Source organism: Gammaproteobacteria bacterium (assembly GCA_015709635.1).
Classification (GTDB): Bacteria; Pseudomonadota; Gammaproteobacteria; order Burkholderiales; family Nitrosomonadaceae; genus Nitrosomonas.
The window spans coordinates 3,174,604-3,192,029 of sequence record CP054180.1 but is presented as its reverse complement, the minus strand read 5'-3'; the positions used below and the strand labels follow the sequence as shown (position 1 = coordinate 3,192,029).

Annotated in this window: 17 protein-coding genes and 2 pseudogenes; 16 read left to right on the top strand and 3 right to left on the bottom strand. The window is 53.1% G+C overall.

Annotated features, from left to right (window positions below; genetic code table 11):
- The first annotated feature begins 75 nt into the window (after window positions 1-75).
- Genes HRU78_15195 through HRU78_15185 form a run of 3 tightly spaced genes read left to right on the top strand, consistent with a single transcriptional unit; the run spans window position 76 to window position 5,647 of the window.
- Window positions 76-1,296 carry an efflux RND transporter periplasmic adaptor subunit gene (locus tag HRU78_15195; GenBank protein ID QOJ24820.1) on the top strand — a complete coding sequence of 407 codons (1,221 nt, stop codon included), beginning with the start codon at window positions 76-78 and terminating at the stop codon, window positions 1,294-1,296.
- A complete protein-coding gene (locus HRU78_15190; GenBank protein ID QOJ24819.1) occupies window positions 1,293-4,505 on the top strand; it encodes a multidrug efflux RND transporter permease subunit in 3,213 nt (1,070 codons plus the stop codon). Before HRU78_15195 ends, HRU78_15190 begins: the two co-directional genes overlap by 4 nt.
- Complete coding sequence (locus HRU78_15185; GenBank protein QOJ24818.1) at window positions 4,502-5,647, top strand: class I SAM-dependent methyltransferase; 1,146 nt, start codon at window positions 4,502-4,504, stop codon at window positions 5,645-5,647. Before HRU78_15190 ends, HRU78_15185 begins: the two co-directional genes overlap by 4 nt.
- A 25-nt stretch (window positions 5,648-5,672) precedes the next feature.
- On the opposite strand, the gene HRU78_15180 is transcribed toward HRU78_15185, so the two are convergent.
- Window positions 5,673-6,002: a nucleotide pyrophosphohydrolase gene (locus HRU78_15180; GenBank protein ID QOJ24817.1), complete on the bottom strand. Its 330-nt coding sequence runs from the start codon at window positions 6,000-6,002 to the stop codon at window positions 5,673-5,675.
- Window positions 6,003-6,470: 468 nt separating this feature from the next.
- Between HRU78_15180 and rnk the strand changes: the two genes are divergently transcribed.
- The 4 genes and pseudogenes from rnk (at window position 6,471) to HRU78_15160 (ending at window position 8,282) form a co-directional block, all read left to right on the top strand.
- Window positions 6,471-6,893: a nucleoside diphosphate kinase regulator gene (gene rnk, locus HRU78_15175; protein ID QOJ24816.1), complete on the top strand. Its 423-nt coding sequence runs from the start codon at window positions 6,471-6,473 to the stop codon at window positions 6,891-6,893.
- A gap of 214 nt (window positions 6,894-7,107) precedes the next feature.
- Window positions 7,108-7,240: pseudogene (locus tag HRU78_15170) on the top strand (addiction module protein).
- A complete protein-coding gene (locus HRU78_15165; GenBank protein QOJ24815.1) occupies window positions 7,240-7,389 on the top strand; it encodes a hypothetical protein in 150 nt (49 codons plus the stop codon). The pseudogene HRU78_15170 and the gene HRU78_15165 overlap by 1 nt, the downstream one beginning before the upstream one ends.
- Window positions 7,390-7,685: 296 nt before the next feature.
- Window positions 7,686-8,282 carry a hypothetical protein gene (locus HRU78_15160; GenBank protein ID QOJ24814.1) on the top strand — a complete coding sequence of 199 codons (597 nt, stop codon included), beginning with the start codon at window positions 7,686-7,688 and terminating at the stop codon, window positions 8,280-8,282.
- A gap of 2 nt (window positions 8,283-8,284) precedes the next feature.
- Here HRU78_15160 and HRU78_15155 read toward each other — a convergent pair.
- A protein-coding gene (locus HRU78_15155; GenBank protein ID QOJ25096.1) for an IS5 family transposase occupies window positions 8,285-9,042 on the bottom strand; the annotation gives its coding sequence in 2 pieces (ribosomal slippage) (window positions 8,285-8,727 and window positions 8,727-9,042; 759 coding nt in all).
- An 83-nt stretch (window positions 9,043-9,125) separates the two neighbouring features.
- On the opposite strand from HRU78_15155, the pseudogene HRU78_15150 reads away from it, so the two are divergent.
- The 9 genes and pseudogenes from HRU78_15150 to HRU78_15110 all read left to right on the top strand — a co-directional run bounded on the left by HRU78_15150 (window position 9,126) and on the right by HRU78_15110 (window position 16,637).
- Window positions 9,126-9,542 (top strand): annotated as a pseudogene (locus HRU78_15150) (nucleotidyltransferase substrate binding protein).
- Window positions 9,539-9,862, top strand: a complete 324-nt coding sequence (locus HRU78_15145) for a nucleotidyltransferase domain-containing protein (protein QOJ24813.1) — start codon at window positions 9,539-9,541, stop codon at window positions 9,860-9,862. Before HRU78_15150 ends, HRU78_15145 begins: the two are co-directional and overlap by 4 nt.
- 167 nt (window positions 9,863-10,029) lie before the next feature.
- A complete protein-coding gene (gene mnmG, locus HRU78_15140; GenBank protein QOJ24812.1) occupies window positions 10,030-11,928 on the top strand; it encodes a tRNA uridine-5-carboxymethylaminomethyl(34) synthesis enzyme MnmG in 1,899 nt (632 codons plus the stop codon).
- Window positions 11,925-12,584 carry a 16S rRNA (guanine(527)-N(7))-methyltransferase RsmG gene (gene rsmG, locus HRU78_15135; protein ID QOJ24811.1) on the top strand — a complete coding sequence of 220 codons (660 nt, stop codon included), beginning with the start codon at window positions 11,925-11,927 and terminating at the stop codon, window positions 12,582-12,584. Before mnmG ends, rsmG begins: the two co-directional genes overlap by 4 nt.
- Before the next feature lie 17 nt (window positions 12,585-12,601).
- A complete protein-coding gene (locus HRU78_15130) occupies window positions 12,602-13,360 on the top strand; it encodes a ParA family protein (protein QOJ24810.1) in 759 nt (252 codons plus the stop codon).
- 24 nt (window positions 13,361-13,384) lie between these two features.
- Window positions 13,385-14,224: a ParB/RepB/Spo0J family partition protein gene (locus HRU78_15125; GenBank protein QOJ24809.1), complete on the top strand. Its 840-nt coding sequence runs from the start codon at window positions 13,385-13,387 to the stop codon at window positions 14,222-14,224.
- 21 nt (window positions 14,225-14,245) lie between these two features.
- Window positions 14,246-14,428, top strand: coding sequence for a Trm112 family protein (locus tag HRU78_15120; protein QOJ24808.1), 183 nt, complete (start codon window positions 14,246-14,248; stop codon window positions 14,426-14,428).
- A 14-nt stretch (window positions 14,429-14,442) separates the two neighbouring features.
- Complete coding sequence (locus HRU78_15115; protein QOJ24807.1) at window positions 14,443-15,411, top strand: ADP-ribosylglycohydrolase family protein; 969 nt, start codon at window positions 14,443-14,445, stop codon at window positions 15,409-15,411.
- A 101-nt stretch (window positions 15,412-15,512) separates the two neighbouring features.
- The gene (locus HRU78_15110; GenBank protein ID QOJ24806.1) at window positions 15,513-16,637 is read left to right on the top strand and encodes a toll/interleukin-1 receptor domain-containing protein; all 1,125 of its coding nucleotides are present in this window, start codon (window positions 15,513-15,515) and stop codon (window positions 16,635-16,637) included.
- Here HRU78_15110 and HRU78_15105 read toward each other — a convergent pair.
- Window positions 16,630-17,387, bottom strand: a protein-coding gene (locus HRU78_15105; GenBank protein QOJ25095.1) for an IS5 family transposase whose coding sequence is annotated in 2 segments (ribosomal slippage) — window positions 16,630-17,072 and window positions 17,072-17,387 — 759 coding nt in all. Because the reading frame shifts where the segments join, the coding sequence is not laid out codon by codon here. The genes HRU78_15110 and HRU78_15105 overlap by 8 nt on opposite strands.
- Window positions 17,388-17,426 lie beyond the last annotated feature (39 nt).

The following is a 17,426-nucleotide window of genomic DNA, read 5'->3' as shown; positions in this document are numbered from 1 at the left end:
TTTCAGAGCTTCCTTAGGATATTTTTCCTGACTACCATCCCCTTTCAATAATCAGAATAACCCAGAGTCGAAGCTATGCAGAGAATATTTCAATGGATCATTGCCGATGCGGCTTACCGTTTACCGGTTTTGTTGCTGGCACTGCTCGCGGCCTGCTCAGGCCAACCGCCGGAAAGTCCGGTACCGCCGCCACCGCAAGTCGAAGTCATCACCGTGACGCCGCAAACGGTTGACGATCAGCCGGAGTTCATCGGACAGACCGAGGCTTTCCGTCCGGTCGAGATTCGTCCGCAAGTCAGCGGCATTATCAAAAAAATTCATTTCACCGAAGGGCGTAACGTCAAAAAAGGCGACAAGCTGTACCTGATCGATCCGGTGCCCTTCAAGGCCATTTACCTCAGCAGCAAAGCGAAAGTTGCGCAATCCCAAGCACGCCTGACTCAAGCTAAGCAGGACCTGGCGCGTGTCAAACCGTTGCTGGAAAAGCAAGCGGTCAGCAAGAAAGACGTCGATGACGCCGAAGCCGGAATGCTGGCCGCCCAAGCGACGCTGGAAGCGGCGCAGAACGATCTGATCAAGGCCAAATTCGATCTCGATAACACACTGATCACCGCGCCGGTCAACGGCCGCATCGGCCGCAGCCAATTTTACGAGGGCCGGCTGGTTTCCGCGCAGGAATCGCTGCTGGCGACCATCGACCAGCTCGATCCGATGTATGTCAATGTCAATGTACCGGAAAGCTATTTGCTGCGCCGCCGCCGCGAGTTAGCCGCGAATAAAGTGGAACGCCCCGACATCTTCAAATTGCGCGGTGTGATGACGTTCTCCGACGGCAGCGTGTATCCGCACGAAGGCATACTGGATTTCGCCGATGTCACGATACGACCGCAAAGCGGATCGTTGCAAGGGCGTTTCAAATTTCCCAATCCGGAAGGCGGCATGGCGCCGGGGGATTCTTACTTTTATCCCGGCCAGTTTGTCAGAGTCCGCATCAAGGGTTATATCCGCAATAATGCCGTGCTGATTCCGCAACGCGCGGTGCAACAAGGTCCCAGCGGTTCGTTCGTGTACGTGATCGACGCGCAGGAAACCGCGCAACTGCGTCCGGTGCAAGCCAGCGCCTGGCGCGGCACGGAGTGGCTGATCGAAAGCGGTTTGCAACCGGGAGAACGCGTGGTGGTGGAAGGATTCTTCCGCATCCTGCCGGGGGTAAAAGTACATGCGGTTGCGCAACAGCAGCAGGAAAACGCTGCCGCTCAGCCATCCGATGAACCGGTTCAGCAGGTTGCGCCATGAAGTCGCATTTTTTTATTGACCGGCCTATTTTCGCATCGGTACTGTCGATCATCATCGTCGTTCTTGGCTTGGTTGCATTACAGAAATTGCCGGTTGCGCAATTCCCGCAAATTACCCCGCCGATGGTGCAGATCGATGCGGATTATCCCGGCGCCAGCGCGGAAGTCGTCGCCGAAGCGGTGGCGCGTCCGATCGAAGTGCAGCTGCCCGGTATCGACAATCTGTTGTATTACGAATCGGTCAGCACTAATGATGGTCACATGATGCTGCGTTTAACCTTCGAGATCGGCACGGATATCGATATCGCGCAAGTGCAGACACAGAACCGCCAGCGCCTGGCAGAACCACAGCTGCCGGATGAGGTGATACGCCAAGGCGTGACGGTGAAAAAAACCTCACCCGATTTGCTGGCCGTGGTCATCTTGAGTTCGACCGATCCCAAACATGACAACGTTTTTCTGTCGAATTACGCGCTGCTGCGTATCCTCGATAATGTCAAACGCCTGCCCGGCGTAGGCGATGCCGTCATTTTCGGCGGCCAGAACTATTCAATGCGGCTTATTCTCGATCCTGTGCGTATGGCGCAACTGAACCTGACGCCGAGCGAAATCGCCGCGGTGGTGCGTGAACAAAACCGCGATTTTCCGGCCGGAAGGATTGGGCGCGAGCCCACGCCGGGGGGCACGGAAATGACCATTCCGGTGATTACGCATGGGCGCATGAGCGAAGTCGAGGAATTCGAGAACATGATCGTGCGTGCTTATCCGGATGGCTCAATGGTGCGGCTGCGCGACGTAGCGCGCATCGAACTGGGCGCACAATCGTACGATCTGGAGGGACGCTGGAATGGGAAGCCAAATACCTTCTTGCTGACTTTTCTGTCACCCGGTGCCAATGCGCTCGAGACCGTGCGGGGTATCCGCGCCGAAATGCAGCGTTTGAGCAAGAGCTTCCCGGCCGGGGTATCGTACGATATCCCATACGACACGACCACGTTCATCGACGTTTCCATTAAAGAGGTGTTGAAAACGCTGGTGGAAGCGACCTTGCTGGTGATTCTGGTGGTTTTTTTGTTTTTGCAAAGCTGGCGCGCTACCTTGATTCCCGCCGTGGCTGTTCCGGTTTCCTTGATCGGCACGCTGATCGGAATGGAAGTGCTGGGATTTTCCATCAATACGCTGACACTGTTTGGCATGGTGCTGGCGATTGGCATCGTCGTCGACGATGCCATCGTGGTAGTGGAGAACGTCGAGCGGCACATGACCCAGGGCGGTTTATCTCCCAAGGATGCGGCAAAACGCGCCATGGAAGAAGTATCCGGACCGGTGATCGCAATCGTGCTGGTGCTGGCTGCGGTGTTTTTGCCAGTGGCTTTCCTCGGTGGCATTACCGGCGAATTGTACAAGCAATTTGCCATCACCATTGCGCTGTCGGTCGCGATATCCGGTTTCGTCGCGCTGACCTTGAGCCCCGCTTTGTGCGCGCTGGTGCTGAAACCCGCTCATCAAGCGCCGAAAGGATTCTGGCTGCTGTTTAATCGCTCGTTTGACTGGATGCAGACTCGCTATACCGGCGCTGTTGCAACGATCATACGGCGCTCGGTGATTGCGCTGATACTTTTTGCGGTACTAATTGCCGGTATTATCGGCTTGTTCAAAATTCTGCCGGGCAGCTTTCTGCCGGAAGAAGATCAAGGTTATTTCATCACCGTGGTGCAGCTGCCGGACGGTGCTTCGATGACGCGCACGCGGGAAGTGTTGAGAAAAATCGAACAATATTTTCTAGCGAACCCGGCCGTGCACTCCACCGATGCGCTGGCGGGTCAGAATTTTGTATTCAATACGCGCGGCGCCAATCAGGCCACCATGTTCGTTCCACTGGATCACTGGGATACGCGCCCGAATCCCGAACAGAAAGTGCAAGGCTTGATAGGTGCGGCTTTTCAGGAGTTTGCCAAAATTCCTGAAGCGCTGATTCTGGCATTCAATGCCCCTACGATCAGCGGACTAGGGTCTACCGGTGGATTTTCAGCACAGATACAAGATCCCAGCGGCGGCGATTTCGCCGAGTTTGCCGCGGTTGCGCAGGAATTTACCGCCAAGGCCATGGAGAATCCGGCGATTGCCATGGCCAGCACCAATTTCCGGGTCAGCGCACCGAGGTTGTATGCCACGGTAGATCGCGAACGCGCCAAAGCACTGGGAGTACCGATTTCGGAAATTTTCGATACCATGCAGGCCTATTTCGGCAATCTATATATCAACGATTTCGTCAAGTTCGGCCGCGTTTATCGGGTGCAAACCGAAGCGTTACCGGAATACCGATCCAATCCCGACGATATCAGCAAAATTTATGTGCGCGCGCAGAGTGGCGCGACGTCGACCATGATTCCGCTGGATTCTGTCGTTAATACAGTATTCAACAGCGGCCCCGATCCGGTGACGCACTTCAACGGCGCCAATTCCGCTCTAGTGTTGGGAGGTGCAGCGCCAGGATACAGCTCAGGAGAGGCCTTGGCGGCATTGGAGCAAACCGCCGATGAAATTTTGCTACCGCGCGGCTACGCACTCGATTGGAGTGGTATTTCGCTGCAGGAGCGCAAAGCGGGTGGGCAATCGGTGATAGCGTTTGCATTTGCGATGCTGATGGTGTTTCTGGTACTGGCAGCCTTGTATGAGAGCTGGTCGATTCCGATGGCGGTGATTCTGGCGATTCCTTTCGGCATACTCGGCGCGCTGCTGGCGATATGGGCGCGCGGTTTGAGCAACGACATTTATTTCCAGATCGGCCTGGTGACTTTGATTGGCCTGGCGGCTAAAAATGCCATCTTGATCGTCGAATTCGCCAATCAGCGCCACGCCGCCGGTGAAACGCTCACCGATGCCGCGCTGGATGCGGCGCGGCTGCGTTTCCGGCCGATCATCATGACCTCGATGGCATTCATACTCGGCGTGTTTCCCTTGGTGGTCGCATCCGGCGCCGGTGCCGCCAGCCGCCACTCGATCGGCACCGGTGTATTCGGCGGTATGCTGGCGGCGACATTCCTGGCAATCTTTTTCGTGCCGCTGTTTTTTGTGCTGATCGGCAAGTTTACGCAGCGCACCAGGCAAGCGGCAGCCCAAACTGTGCCATCCGGCGCAAAGCAACTCGCTGCGTCGGCGGAACAACAGGACGGTAACACACCTAGCGCTGAGCAGCCAAAAGAATGAGCGGTAATCCCGTCATTCATTGGTACGAGACAGGCATAGAAAAATCCGCCCGCTGGCGAAACGAAAAGGGTTTGCCGCCGCCGCAGCGGGTTCAGATCACCGACGATCGCATGCCTGCCGATACGGCTTACCGCTTGGCGTGCGAAGGAACCGCATTGCTGTGGCGCGGTGATTTTCAGAACGCCAAATTGTTGCTGCAAGCGATTGCGCGGCGCATCGACAAAAAACCGGAACGTAGAAAAAAGCCGGAAGACCTATCGCCTGCGGAAGTATTTCACCGGCACCGCTTGGCGCAATCGCAGCGCGCTCGCACGCTGGAAAAATTGCTGATTCCGTTCAATCCCGATCACACGATTCCATTGCGCCGCGCGCCGGATGTGTACGCGGCTTGCTTGGAAGCATACGGCGCTTGTACCGAACCTTATGTCGCTGCGCTGCGTGGGTTGCTGGGATTGATCGGTGCGCATGAATGGCGCAAAAACGGAATCGAAATTCCGGCATTGGATATTACGATACATCCGCATTACGGCGTGTTTGCACCGGTCCGCAGCGAGTATATAAAACTGGCCGCGCAAGCACCGCCGCCCAAGCTGCTGGCGGAACAATCCATCGCTTTCGATATCGGCACCGGTACCGGTGTTTTGGCTGCTGCATTGGCATTCCGTGGTATCCAGCATATTGTTGCGACCGATCACGATCCGCGCGCGCTGGCTTGCGCACGCGATAACTTAACCCGATTGAATTTGATCCATCAGGTGGAATTGGTGCAAGCCGATCTCTTTCCCGAAGGGCAAGCGGCATTGATCGTATGCAATCCGCCGTGGATTCCGGCGCGCCCCAGTTCGCCGCTGGAGCATGCCATTTTCGATCCGGAAAGCCGCATGCTGCGCGGATTTCTGCATGGGCTGAGTACCCATCTGCTGCCCGACGGCGAAGGCTGGCTGATTTTGTCCGATTTGGCCGAGCATCTGGGATTACGCACCCGGGAGCAGTTGCTGCAGATGATCGAAGCTGCCGGTTTGAAGGTACTGAGCAAGATCGATACCAAACCGCACCATCCGCGTGTTTCGGACGTCAGCGATGCGCTGCACGCCGCTCGCGCGGCGGAGTCGACGTCATTGTGGCGCTTAGCAGTAAAGTGACGAAAACATTTCCAGATGTATACCGTTACAACTCGGTATATTTTTTTGGGTTGCCTTTGGCTTTTTCGACCGGATACTTCAACGCATTTTTTTGCATTTTCTCCAGCACGATCTGCTTCACATCCAAATCGTATTTTTCCGCCAACAGTAAAGCAAACGTGAATACATCAGCCAGTTCCTCCTTGATCTTGCCGGTATCCGCCTGCTCCGGAGATTTCCACAGAAAAATTTCGAGCAGCTCGCCGGCTTCGATATTCAACGCCAGCGCAAGGTCCTTGGCATTATGAAATTGCGCCCAATCCCGCTCATCGCGGAATTTGCGCAAAGCCTGGGTAATTTCTTCAATATCGTTCACGTACACTAAGTTCTGATCGTTGGTATTTAGGGAAACTCTGAAAAACTACTGTGCTCGACCATTCTACGTTGAAATCAGGTTCAAAATGCTTATTTACCCCTTGTAGATTACGCTTTTCACTTGATTCCGCCTTGCCTGGCCGTCGCTCGCTACCTTTTTCAGAGCTTCCTTAGAGAATGATTTTTGGGTTTTTAATCGCATGGCAGCATAGCACCTTTTCGTGAGGAAATGCGTCATGCCCGGCTGAGATGGATTTGCGTTATATTAATGACTGTTGCTCCTGGAAACGCTAATTAATTCGGCGGACGAGATGAAGCACGAGTCGTACGGAACGTAGCAACCGGGACCTATCAACAAGATAGGCGAGAGCGGGTACCGCGTAACGAAGTGATTCGCTCGTATCGTCAATTAATCAGCGTTTCCCTAATCCCAGTTAGACCATACTTTAATCATCAACAGAGGCGTTAAATGACAAAACCATATAAAAAACCGCGAGTGATCATCTCGTCACTCGACACCGAGCGGCTTGAGCAGCTTATTGAATCGCTATCGAGCATGTCCTTTCCCGGCAAGGACGATCTTGAAGCCGAACTGGCCCGGGCGGAAATCGTAGAACCGGAGGATGTTCCCGCGACGGTAGTCACGATGAATTCCACGGTGAGATTTGAAGTCGATTCTTCACACGAGGAGTTTTGCCTTACGCTCGTATATCCCTGGAATGTGGATGCTTCCGGTGAAAAGATTTCGATTCTTGCACCGGTTGGCAGCGCGCTGCTCGGGCTTTCCCAGGGGGACGAAATTGAATGGCCCAAGCCGGGCGGCGGCATGTTGCGAGTGCGGATCAAGGAAGTCACTTATCAGCCCGAACGTTCCGGCGAATACCACCGGTAAGCGGCGTATCAGTCGCCATGAAGCCGCGCGGAATACCATCGAACAACGCGGCTGGATAGGCTGATTACAATCAGCCGGCAAGTTCTCCGTTGCGCAGTAATTGCGGTTATCATTCATAACGTACAGAAAACTATTTAGAAGGCAGTCAGCGCCATGGATAAAAAAGGAATTAATTGCAGAAGCGGTGAAATTACCTCCAGCCGAGCGTTTTGCAATGATCGATGAGCTTCTGCATAGCCTCAGGCTGGATCCCGAGCTGGATCGAAGAGGCCGAGCGTCGCTTGCAAGCTTATCGCGAAGGCAAAGTTAAAGGTATTCCGGCCAGCGATGTAATCGGTGAATTCTGATGCATGTCGAGTTCTCACTCGAAGTCAAGGTGGAATTTGAAGGCGGTGAACGTTACTACGAATGCCAGGTGCAAGAGCTGTGCGTGCAATTTTGCATCGCGCACCGGATTATTGGATCAATCGTAGCAAATGACAAATATTCGCCTTGAATCGATGCTGCAATAGGATTGGGTTAGACCGCTTACTGACACTTTCGTCGAATGTGTTATATTGAAAATATTGTTGACGTATTTTTAGAAAGCAAATGCAAATAGTGTTCTGTTTTTATTTGTTAATTTTTACTTTGACGTATTATATTGCGTCATTTCGGACGTCTAATTCTAGTTAGCGTTTACAAAGGAACATCAATGAGCATCAAGAGAAGCATTATTTCGTTTTTTTTATCCCGACTATGTGTGCAGCGGAGACCTCGCCAGCCGTAACTTCGAATACCTATGAGCTAGATATGTTCTCATTAATTTCATTTGGTTTGGCAATAGCCGCCCTAGCTTTGTCGTTTTTTATGGCATGGCTATCATGGCAGTTTTATGTCAAATCAACACAAGCCACGGACAAAACGAACGAAACCGTCACAAGAATTGAGACTCTCGTCGGCGGAATTCAAACTAACATTACAGAGATAGTTCAGCGCGCAGTAGGTTATTGGATTGAGAGCGGGGGCGGCGATGGTCAAGTGACCCAGAGCAAACGAGAGGTCTATGAAAAGCTCAACGAACTCGAACAAGCTATCCAGAATACGGCTGCTGGTACCGGTGATAATGCAAACCTCCTTAAAGAAGTATCCGCTTTAAAAGCGCAACTTGATGAGCTTGGGCGCGGAATAAGAGAGTCTCAGATTAAGACTTTGTTCCCAAATATTGAACCAGAATCACAAGTGCTCAAGTATACACAAGAAACAACAAATTCCGACGGATCAGAACAGGCAGGTGTAATCAGAATTCATGTATTACGGCCAACAAAGATTGCCACCGCCACGATCAAATTTAACCCGCCCTTTGAAGCAACACCTGAGTTAACGGTCAACTTAATTAGGGCCTGTTAACACTACCTAAGTGCTTCGACGATGAGAGCGAAATGGATGAATGAGAGAAAAATGACATCCAGTTTGTCGAATCTGGAGAATATTCGACGGAATCCCTTGAGTCTGCGGAATAATCTTTCGATCTCATTGCGTTTTTTGTACATGGCGCGGTCATATTCCCAGAGCTCCAGCCGATTAGTTTTGGGTGGGACAACCGGGATATAACCGAGCTCCAATGCAAGCTGTCTGGTTTGATCACCCTCATAAGCGCGATCCATCAGCAGATGAGTAGGAGAAGAGACGGGGCCGAGTGCTAACAGGAGTTGTCGTCCTTCCGGTGCGTCATGTGTATGCCCCGGAGATAAGGAAAAAGTTATGGCTGTTCTGGTATCTGCGGCAACCAGATGAATTTTAGTGGTCCAGCCACCTCGGGATTTGCCGATGGATTGCGGGCCGTTTTTTTTAATGCACCAGTACCATCAGGGTGCACTTTGATGCTGGTGCTATCCATCGAAACGGCTTCAATCTTGATGCGAATGATTTGTTGATGCTGCAGCTGCTCAAAAACTTTTTGAAGCACGCCGCTTTTCGCCCATCGATTCATTCGAGTGTAGATGGTATGCCAATTACCGAAACGCTTGGGTAGTCCGCGCCACTTGCAACCATGCTCGGTAACATACAGAATAGCATTGAGAATTTGTAGATTGGAATGACTGACATTGCCACGCTGGCGCGGCATGCAGTGTTCGATCTGTTGATATTGAGTTTCGGTGATTTCCATCACCGTATTATATCAAATAGTGTTAACAGGCCCTAATAACCCAAAAAATTTACCATTCGAACTTGATCCACTTTTAATTCAGCATGCCGTCCATGTCTCTCGATATTTCTTCTTTAACGAATGCAATTACCCGATTGGCGGAAGGCTGGGTGCGCCATCAATCCGATACCGGTGACACGCAAATCCGCGATGGCTTGATTCAGCGCTTTAAAATTACTTACGAGCTTGCGCATAAAATGCTCAAGCGCTTCCTGGAAGCATCGGCAGCCAATCCGGCGGAGTTTGATCAAGCCGATTTTCATTATTTGATTCGTTCAGCCAATGAGTAGGGCTTGCTGCTCGGAGATTGGGCGCAATGGCGGCGGTATCGCGATATGCGGGCAAAAACCAGTCATACCTACGATGAAGCTATTGTTCGCGAGGTGGTGGATGCGATTCCAGGTTTTTTGAAAGAAGCGCAATATCTGCATCAGCAATTGATGCAACGCTTGTCGAAATGAGCGACCGGCTACCGATTGCCGTATCCGAGGCCGATTGGCTGATCATACGGAACATTTTACGTGCACATGTTCCGGATTGTATCGTGTGGGCTTTCGGTTCGCGTGCTACCGGCCGTGCCAAGCCATACTCCGATCTGGATTTGGCGATCAACGGAGGAAAACCGCTTGGAATAGATTTGATTGCGCAATTGGTGGAAGTGTTTGCGGAATCGGATCTGCCTTACAAAGTGGATATCGTCGATTGGTCAACAGCGAGCGAGCGCTTCAGAAAAGCGATCGAACGGGATAGAGTGGTTGTGCTGGCAGGTATAACAGCGTAGCTCCAAACATCATTTCTTTGTAACTTCGGCTTGCTTTCATTGTTTCCTGCCACCTATAATTGCATCCAAAATTTCGACCTTTTCGCTAACCATGCAGAAAGGTTTCACGTGAAACATTTCAACGGATTTTCTTTCGTATCGCTCGGATTTTCAATGGCTTTAAAACAATGAATCATCATTCGGATTTTGACATTATCGTGGTCGGTGGCGGACATGCCGGAACAGAGGCGGCGCTGGCGGCGGCACGCATGGGGTGCAAGACGTTGTTGCTGACGCACAATATCGAAACCATCGGGCAGATGTCGTGCAATCCGTCGATTGGCGGCATCGGCAAGAGCCATTTAGTGAAGGAAATCGATGCGCTCGGTGGTACGATGGGGTTGGCGGCGGATGAAGCGGGTATTCAGTTTCGCGTGTTGAATTCGAGCAAAGGCCCGGCGGTCAGGGCGACGCGCGCGCAGGCCGACCGGGTGTTGTATAAGCAAGCGATCCGCGGTCGGGTTGAGAACCAACCGAATCTGCGGGTGATGCAGCAAGCAGTCGATGATTTGATCATCGAGCAGGATCGTGTGGTTGGCGTGGTGACGCAATTGCAGCTCAAAATCCGTGCGCGCGCGGTGATTCTGACGGTCGGTACGTTCCTGGCCGGATTGGCGCATATCGGCAAAACCCACTTCAAAGCGGGTCGTGCGGGTGATCCGCCGACGTTGACACTGGCGCAGCGCTTGCGCGACATGGAGTTTCCAGCGGGACGGCTGAAGACCGGCACACCACCGCGCATCGATGGCCGCAGCATGGATTATTCCAAACTGCTGGAGCAACCCGGCGATCAACCAGCGCCGTTTTTCTCGCTGATCGATACCGGCATCCAGCATCCGCGCCAGATTTCATGTTGGATTACCCATACCAATAGCGATACGCACGACATCATTCGCGATGGCTTGGTCGATTCGCCGCTGTTTACCGGAAAAATCGAAGGCGTCGGGCCGCGCTACTGTCCGTCGATCGAGGACAAAGTGGTGCGTTTTTCGGCGCGCGAATCGCATCAGATTTTTCTCGAACCGGAAGGCTTGGGCACGCACGAAATCTACCCGAACGGCATTTCCACCAGTTTGTCGTTTGAGGTGCAGGTCAAGCTGATTCATTCGATCGCCGGATTGGAAAACGCGCATATCACACGCCCCGGTTACGCCATCGAATACGATTATTTCGATCCGCGCAATTTGAAGCATACGCTCGAAACCAAAACCATCGAGCATCTGTTTTTCGCCGGGCAAATCAACGGTACCACCGGTTACGAAGAAGCCGCCGCGCAAGGCTTGCTGTCGGGCGTCAATGCCGCGCTGAAGATTCAAGAAAAAGAGGCTTGGTCGCCGCAGCGCCACGAAGCCTATCTCGGCGTGTTGGTCGACGATCTGGTGACGTCCGGCGTCACCGAGCCGTATCGCATGTTCACCAGCCGCGCCGAATATCGCTTGCAACTGCGCGAAGATAATGCCGATTTGCGCTTGACCGAAACCGGCAGGAAGTTAGGGTTGATCGACGATCAGCGTTGGGAAGCGTTTTCCAATAAACAGGAAGCGATCATCAACGAGCAGCAACGGCTCGATTCGATTCGCGTATTGCCCGGCACATTGCCGGAACAGGACGCTGTTCGTGTGCTCGGCAAAGGTATCGAGCGCGAATACACGCTGACCGAATTGCTGAAGCGCCCCGATGTCACGTATGAAACGTTGATGACCTTGCCCGGCGCGGGCGAACCGGTGGCGAGCGCGCAAGTCGCCGAACAAGTTGAAATCCAAGCCAAATATCACGGTTATATCCAGCGCCAGCAGGAAGAAGTGTCGCGTCAGGCACAGTATGAAAACACCTTGCTGCCGAAGGAGATCGATTATTGCGTGGTGAAAGGATTATCCAACGAAGTGCAGCAAAAACTCAATCAGCACAAACCGGAAACCATCGGCCAGGCGTCGCGTATTTCCGGCGTGACACCGGCGGCGATTTCGTTGCTGCTGGTGCATTTGAAACGCGGCTTTGCGGTCAATGACAAAAAACAAAGCGCATGAGCCTGCTGCCGCAGATTACGCGCAGCTTGCAAGCGCTGGATATAGACCTTATTGCCGCGCCCGAGCAGCTTGCTAAAAGCATCGAGCATTATTTATCGCTGATCGAAAAATGGAACAAAGTCCATAACTTGACCGCGATCCGCAATCCGCATGACATGCTGACTCAGCATGTGGCGGATAGCTTGGCGGTATTGCCGCATATCCAGGGCCCGCACATCATCGATGTCGGTACCGGCGCAGGGTTGCCGGGCATACCGGTTGCTCTGGCAAGGCCGGATTGGCAAGTGGTTTTGGTGGAAAGCAATCAGAAAAAAACCGCTTTTTTACAGCAGGTAAAAATCGAAATGGGGTTGCAGAATGTTGAAATCATGGCGCAGCGTATCGAGGATGTCCGTCCCGATGGAATGGTGAATACCGTCATTTCGCGCGCATTTTCCGAGCTCGGCGAATTCATCGCGTTAACGCGACACTTGGCCGGGGAAAATGCTGCCAGCTGCCGCTGGGTTGCGATGAAAGCCAATTGCCCGGAACAAGAACGCCAGCAAATCCGCGCGCCGTTTGCGATTGAAAAGACGGTCACGCTGCATGTGCCTGGATTGGATGCCGCCCGGCAACTGATTATCATCCAACAGAACAGCTTTGATTCCGCGTCATGAATACAGGAGCTAAGCCCGTGACCAAAATTCTAGCCATTACCAATCAAAAAGGCGGTGTCGGCAAAACCACTACCAGCGTGAATCTGGCCGCAAGCTTGGCGGCTGCCGATAAATGCGTACTGTTGATCGATCTCGATCCGCAAGGGAACGCCACGATGGGCAGCGGCACCAACAAGCAAACGCTGAAAACCACGATCTATCACGTGTTGCTCGGCCATACGGGCATACAGCAAGCGTTGGTGAGCAGTACGCAAGGAAAATACGATTTGATTCCCGCCAACCGCGATCTGGCGGGTGCGGAAGTCGAAATGGTCGATTTTGCGCAACGCGAAGCGCGGCTAAAGACTGCACTGGAAGAGATTCAGGACGAATACGATTACATTTTGATCGATTGCCCGCCCGCGCTGAACTTGCTGACGTTGAACGGTTTATGCGCGGCGCACGCGGTGATGATCCCGATGCAGTGCGAATACTATGCGCTGGAAGGCTTGAGCGATCTGGTCAATACCATCAAGCGGGTGCGCAGTTCGTTCAATCCCACGTTGCGCATCGAAGGACTGCTGCGCACTATGTTCGATCCGCGCAATATTCTGGCGCAGCAGGTTTCCGATCAGTTGCAGAAGCATTTCGGCGACAAGGTCTACCGCACCGTGATACCGCGCAATGTGCGCCTGGCCGAGGCGCCCGGCTTCGGTTTGCCGGTTTTGTACCACGACGGCCAATCGAAGGGGGCGCAGGCGTATTTGGAATTGGCCAGGGAAATACTCAACGCGTAACCGCAACGGAAGGAAACCGGTGATATGACAAAACAGAAAGGATTGGGGCGCGGATTGGATGCATTATTGTCGGGCGACGGCAGTGCCGCGCTGGCGGAAGAATCATTGCAGAATCTCGCCACCGCCAAATTGCAGCCCGGCAAATATCAGCCCAGAACCAACATGGATCAAGTGGCCTTGGCCGAGCTGGCCGAGTCGATCAAAGCGCAAGGCGTGATGCAGCCGATTCTGGCGCGCCCATTGAATGCGGATAGTTTCGAGATCATCGCCGGTGAACGCCGCTGGCGCGCTGCGCAGTTGGCCGGATTGGGCGAAGTGCCGGTTTTGATCCGCAAAGTTCCGGACGAATCGGCGCTGGCCATGTCATTGATCGAAAACATCCAACGGGAAAATCTGAATCCGCTCGAAGAAGCGATGGGAATCCAGCGTTTGATCAACGAATTCGGCATGACGCACCAGACTGCCGGGGAAGCGCTCGGCAATTCGCGCAGCACCATTTCCAATTTGCTGCGCCTGCTGAATCTGTCCGCGCCGGTGCAGGAATTGATGATGCAGGGTAAAATCGATATGGGACACGGCCGCGCCCTGCTGCCGCTGGCGCCCGCGCAGCAGATGAAAATCGCCAACGCGATCGTGCAAAAACAATTGTCGGTGCGCGAAACCGAAAAGCTGGTCAATCAGCTCGAACACCCAATGCCGAAAAAGGTGAAAAAACCCGACCGCGATTTGCTGCGGTTGCAAGAGGATGTTTCCGAACGCTTGGGGGCGCAAGTGGCGATCAAACCGAAAAAGAACGGCCAGGGCAATATCGTGATTCACTATACCAGCCTGGATCAATTGGACGATATTCTCAGCAAATTTTGAAATGACCGAATAAGGAAAACTATGGACGCACGATTATTGGATATTCTGGTTTGCCCGTTGTGCAAAGGGCCGCTGATTTACAAAAAAGACGACAAGGAATTGATTTGCAAGCCTGATCGGCTGGCGTTTGCGATCAAGGACGGCATCCCGGTGATGCTGGCGGACGAAGCGCGCCGGATACCGGACGACATTGAAATTAAATAATACCGCACAGCACCATGAATTCATGTATGACGCTTGAGCCGCGCGTTGCGGCTATCCTGGGCGCACTGGTTGCCGATGCCGCCGCGCTCGGTTTGCACTGGCTGTACGATCCTGAACGCATCGCGCACATCGAGAAAGCCAAAGGATTGGTTTTTCTGCAACCGGATGCTGACGATTACGCCGGTGTCAGCGGCTACTTCGCGCATGGTCAGAAAACTGCGGGCGATTCGTCCGCATACGGCGAGTTATGTTTGCTGATGCTGCAGCATTTCGCGCAGCATGGGCAGTTCGATCGTGTCGCCTATCAGACCGAGTATCGCAGTTATTTCGGCCCCGGCGGCGCTTATGTGGGTTATGTCGATTCGCCGACACGGCAAACCTTGCAAACGCTGTTGCCGCTGAAGCCGGAAGAATTCCCGGAAATTTCCGGTGCCGACGATGATCAATTTGCCGCGCTGGCCACATTGCCGGTTGTGGTTGCCACGCATAGCGGATCGCTGCCAGCATTAAAAGCCAAAATCGATCAGGTGGTACGGCTGACCAATCATAACGATACGGCGGTTGCGGCGGCGCAGTATGCCGGGTGCGTGTTGCTGGATTTGCTGCACGGACAATCGATCCGGCACGCGCTCAACCGTGCGTTGCCGCACGCCGGCGAGAAACTCGCGCCGCTGCTGGAAGAAGCGCTGCAAACCGGCGCGTTTGACGGCAAAGCTGCAGCCAAACGCTTCGGCTCGGCTTGTCATGTTCCGGAAGGGATGCCGGTCATTGCGCATATCGCCCGGCACGCTCCCGATTACCGCACCGCGATTGAAGAAAATATCCGTATCGGCGGCGATAGCTGCGGGCGCGCCATCACACTCGGTGCGATCATGGCGGCCAGTACCGCACAGCAAAATGGATCAGCTGCTGCAATTCCGCTCGAATGGGCGGCGCGCTACCGGAAGCTATTAGCGGCGGCCAGTGGATGCGCACGGCTCTGACGGCCGCGGTAATTTGCAGTCCGCGCGATTATTGATGAACCAATAAATGGTGGCCCGAAAGCAAATCTCCGGTCGCTGTCATTTGATTCAGAGGAAGCGGCATGGCTCGTTTTAGAAATGATCTTTTCATCAGCTACTCGCACATCGACAATCAACCGCTAAGGCCGGAAGATAAAGGCTGGATCAGCCGTTTTCACGCTTCGCTGGAAGCGCTCTTAAGCATGCGGATGGGGCAGGCGGCGAAAATCTGGCGCGACGATAAGCTGCAAGGGAACGACATATTTTCCGACGAAATCATTCAGCAATTCGCCCAAACGGCGGTATTTTTATCGATCCTGACACCGCGTTATCTCAAATCCGAGTGGTGCACCCGGGAAGTCCGCGAATTTTGCGAACAGGCGAAGCAAAGCGGTGGGGTCGTTATCGATAATAAAGCCCGGGTTTTCAAGATAATGAAAACGCCGGTAGATGCCCAGGAATTTTTACCTCCGGCGATAAAAGATATTCTCGGCTATGAATTTTTCAGTTTGGAAGATGGTACGCCGCTCGAACTCGACCCGGCTTACGGCGATAAGTTTGCCCAGGATTTCAACCGCAAGGTAGGAAAATTAGCATGGGATATTTCACAGCTGCTGAAACAATTGGCAGCCGATGCGGAGGTCAGCGGTAAGGATGCGGCTACGCCAACGGCGCTCAAACCAACGGTTTATCTGGCGGAATGCAGTTATGACCGGAAAGGAATCCGGGAAATTCTGGAAGGCGACTTGCGTTGTCACGGTTACACGGTGTTGCCGGATCAGCAGTTGCCGCGCGATGAAGCAGGCTATGTCGCGGCGGTTGAGGTGCTATTGGCGCGCAGCAAATTTTCCATCCACCTCATCGGGGAAAGCTACGGCGCGGTTCCCGACGGACTCAGCCAGAAGTCCGTGATCGTTTTGCAAAACGAGGTTGCCGTCAATAAGAGTAAAAATAGTGTATTTCCCCGCATCATCTGGTTGTCCGAGGGAACTTCCTCGACGCAGCTAGCGCAGCATTTGTTTATCGAGGCGCTGCACCAAGACGCTGAAGTGCAGTTTGGAGCGGATCTGATCACGGGCGATCTCGAGGCGCTGAAAGCTTCGATTCATGCCACCTTAAAGAAACTGGAGCAGCCGGAACCGGTGCTGCATGAGGCTCAAGCTGATTCTGCCAATGCCACCAATCTAGGGCCTGTTAACACTACCTAAGTGCTTCGACGATGAGAGCGAAATGGATGAATGAGAGAAAAATGACATCCAGTTTGTCGAATCTGGAGAATATTCGACGGAATCCCTTGAGTCTGCGGAATAATCTTTCGATCTCATTGCGTTTTTTGTACATGGCGCGGTCATATTCCCAGAGCTCCAGCCGATTAGTTTTGGGTGGGACAACCGGGATATAACCGAGCTCCAATGCAAGCTGTCTGGTTTGATCACCCTCATAAGCGCGATCCATCAGCAGATGAGTAGGAGAAGAGACGGGGCCGAGTGCTAACAGGAGTTGTCGTCCTTCCGGTGCGTCATGTGTATGCCCCGGAGATAAGGAAAAAGTTATGGCTGTTCTGGTATCTGCGGCAACCAGATGAATTTTAGTGGTCCAGCCACCTCGGGATTTGCCGATGGATTGCGGGCCGTTTTTTTTAATGCACCAGTACCATCAGGGTGCACTTTGATGCTGGTGCTATCCATCGAAACGGCTTCAATCTTGATGCGAATGATTTGTTGATGCTGCAGCTGCTCAAAAACTTTTTGAAGCACGCCGCTTTTCGCCCATCGATTCATTCGAGTGTAGATGGTATGCCAATTACCGAAACGCTTGGGTAGTCCGCGCCACTTGCAACCATGCTCGGTAACATACAGAATAGCATTGAGAATTTGTAGATTGGAATGACTGACATTGCCACGCTGGCGCGGCATGCAGTGTTCGATCTGTTGATATTGAGTTTCGGTGATTTCCATCACCATATTATATCAAATAGTGTTAACAGGCCCTAGTCT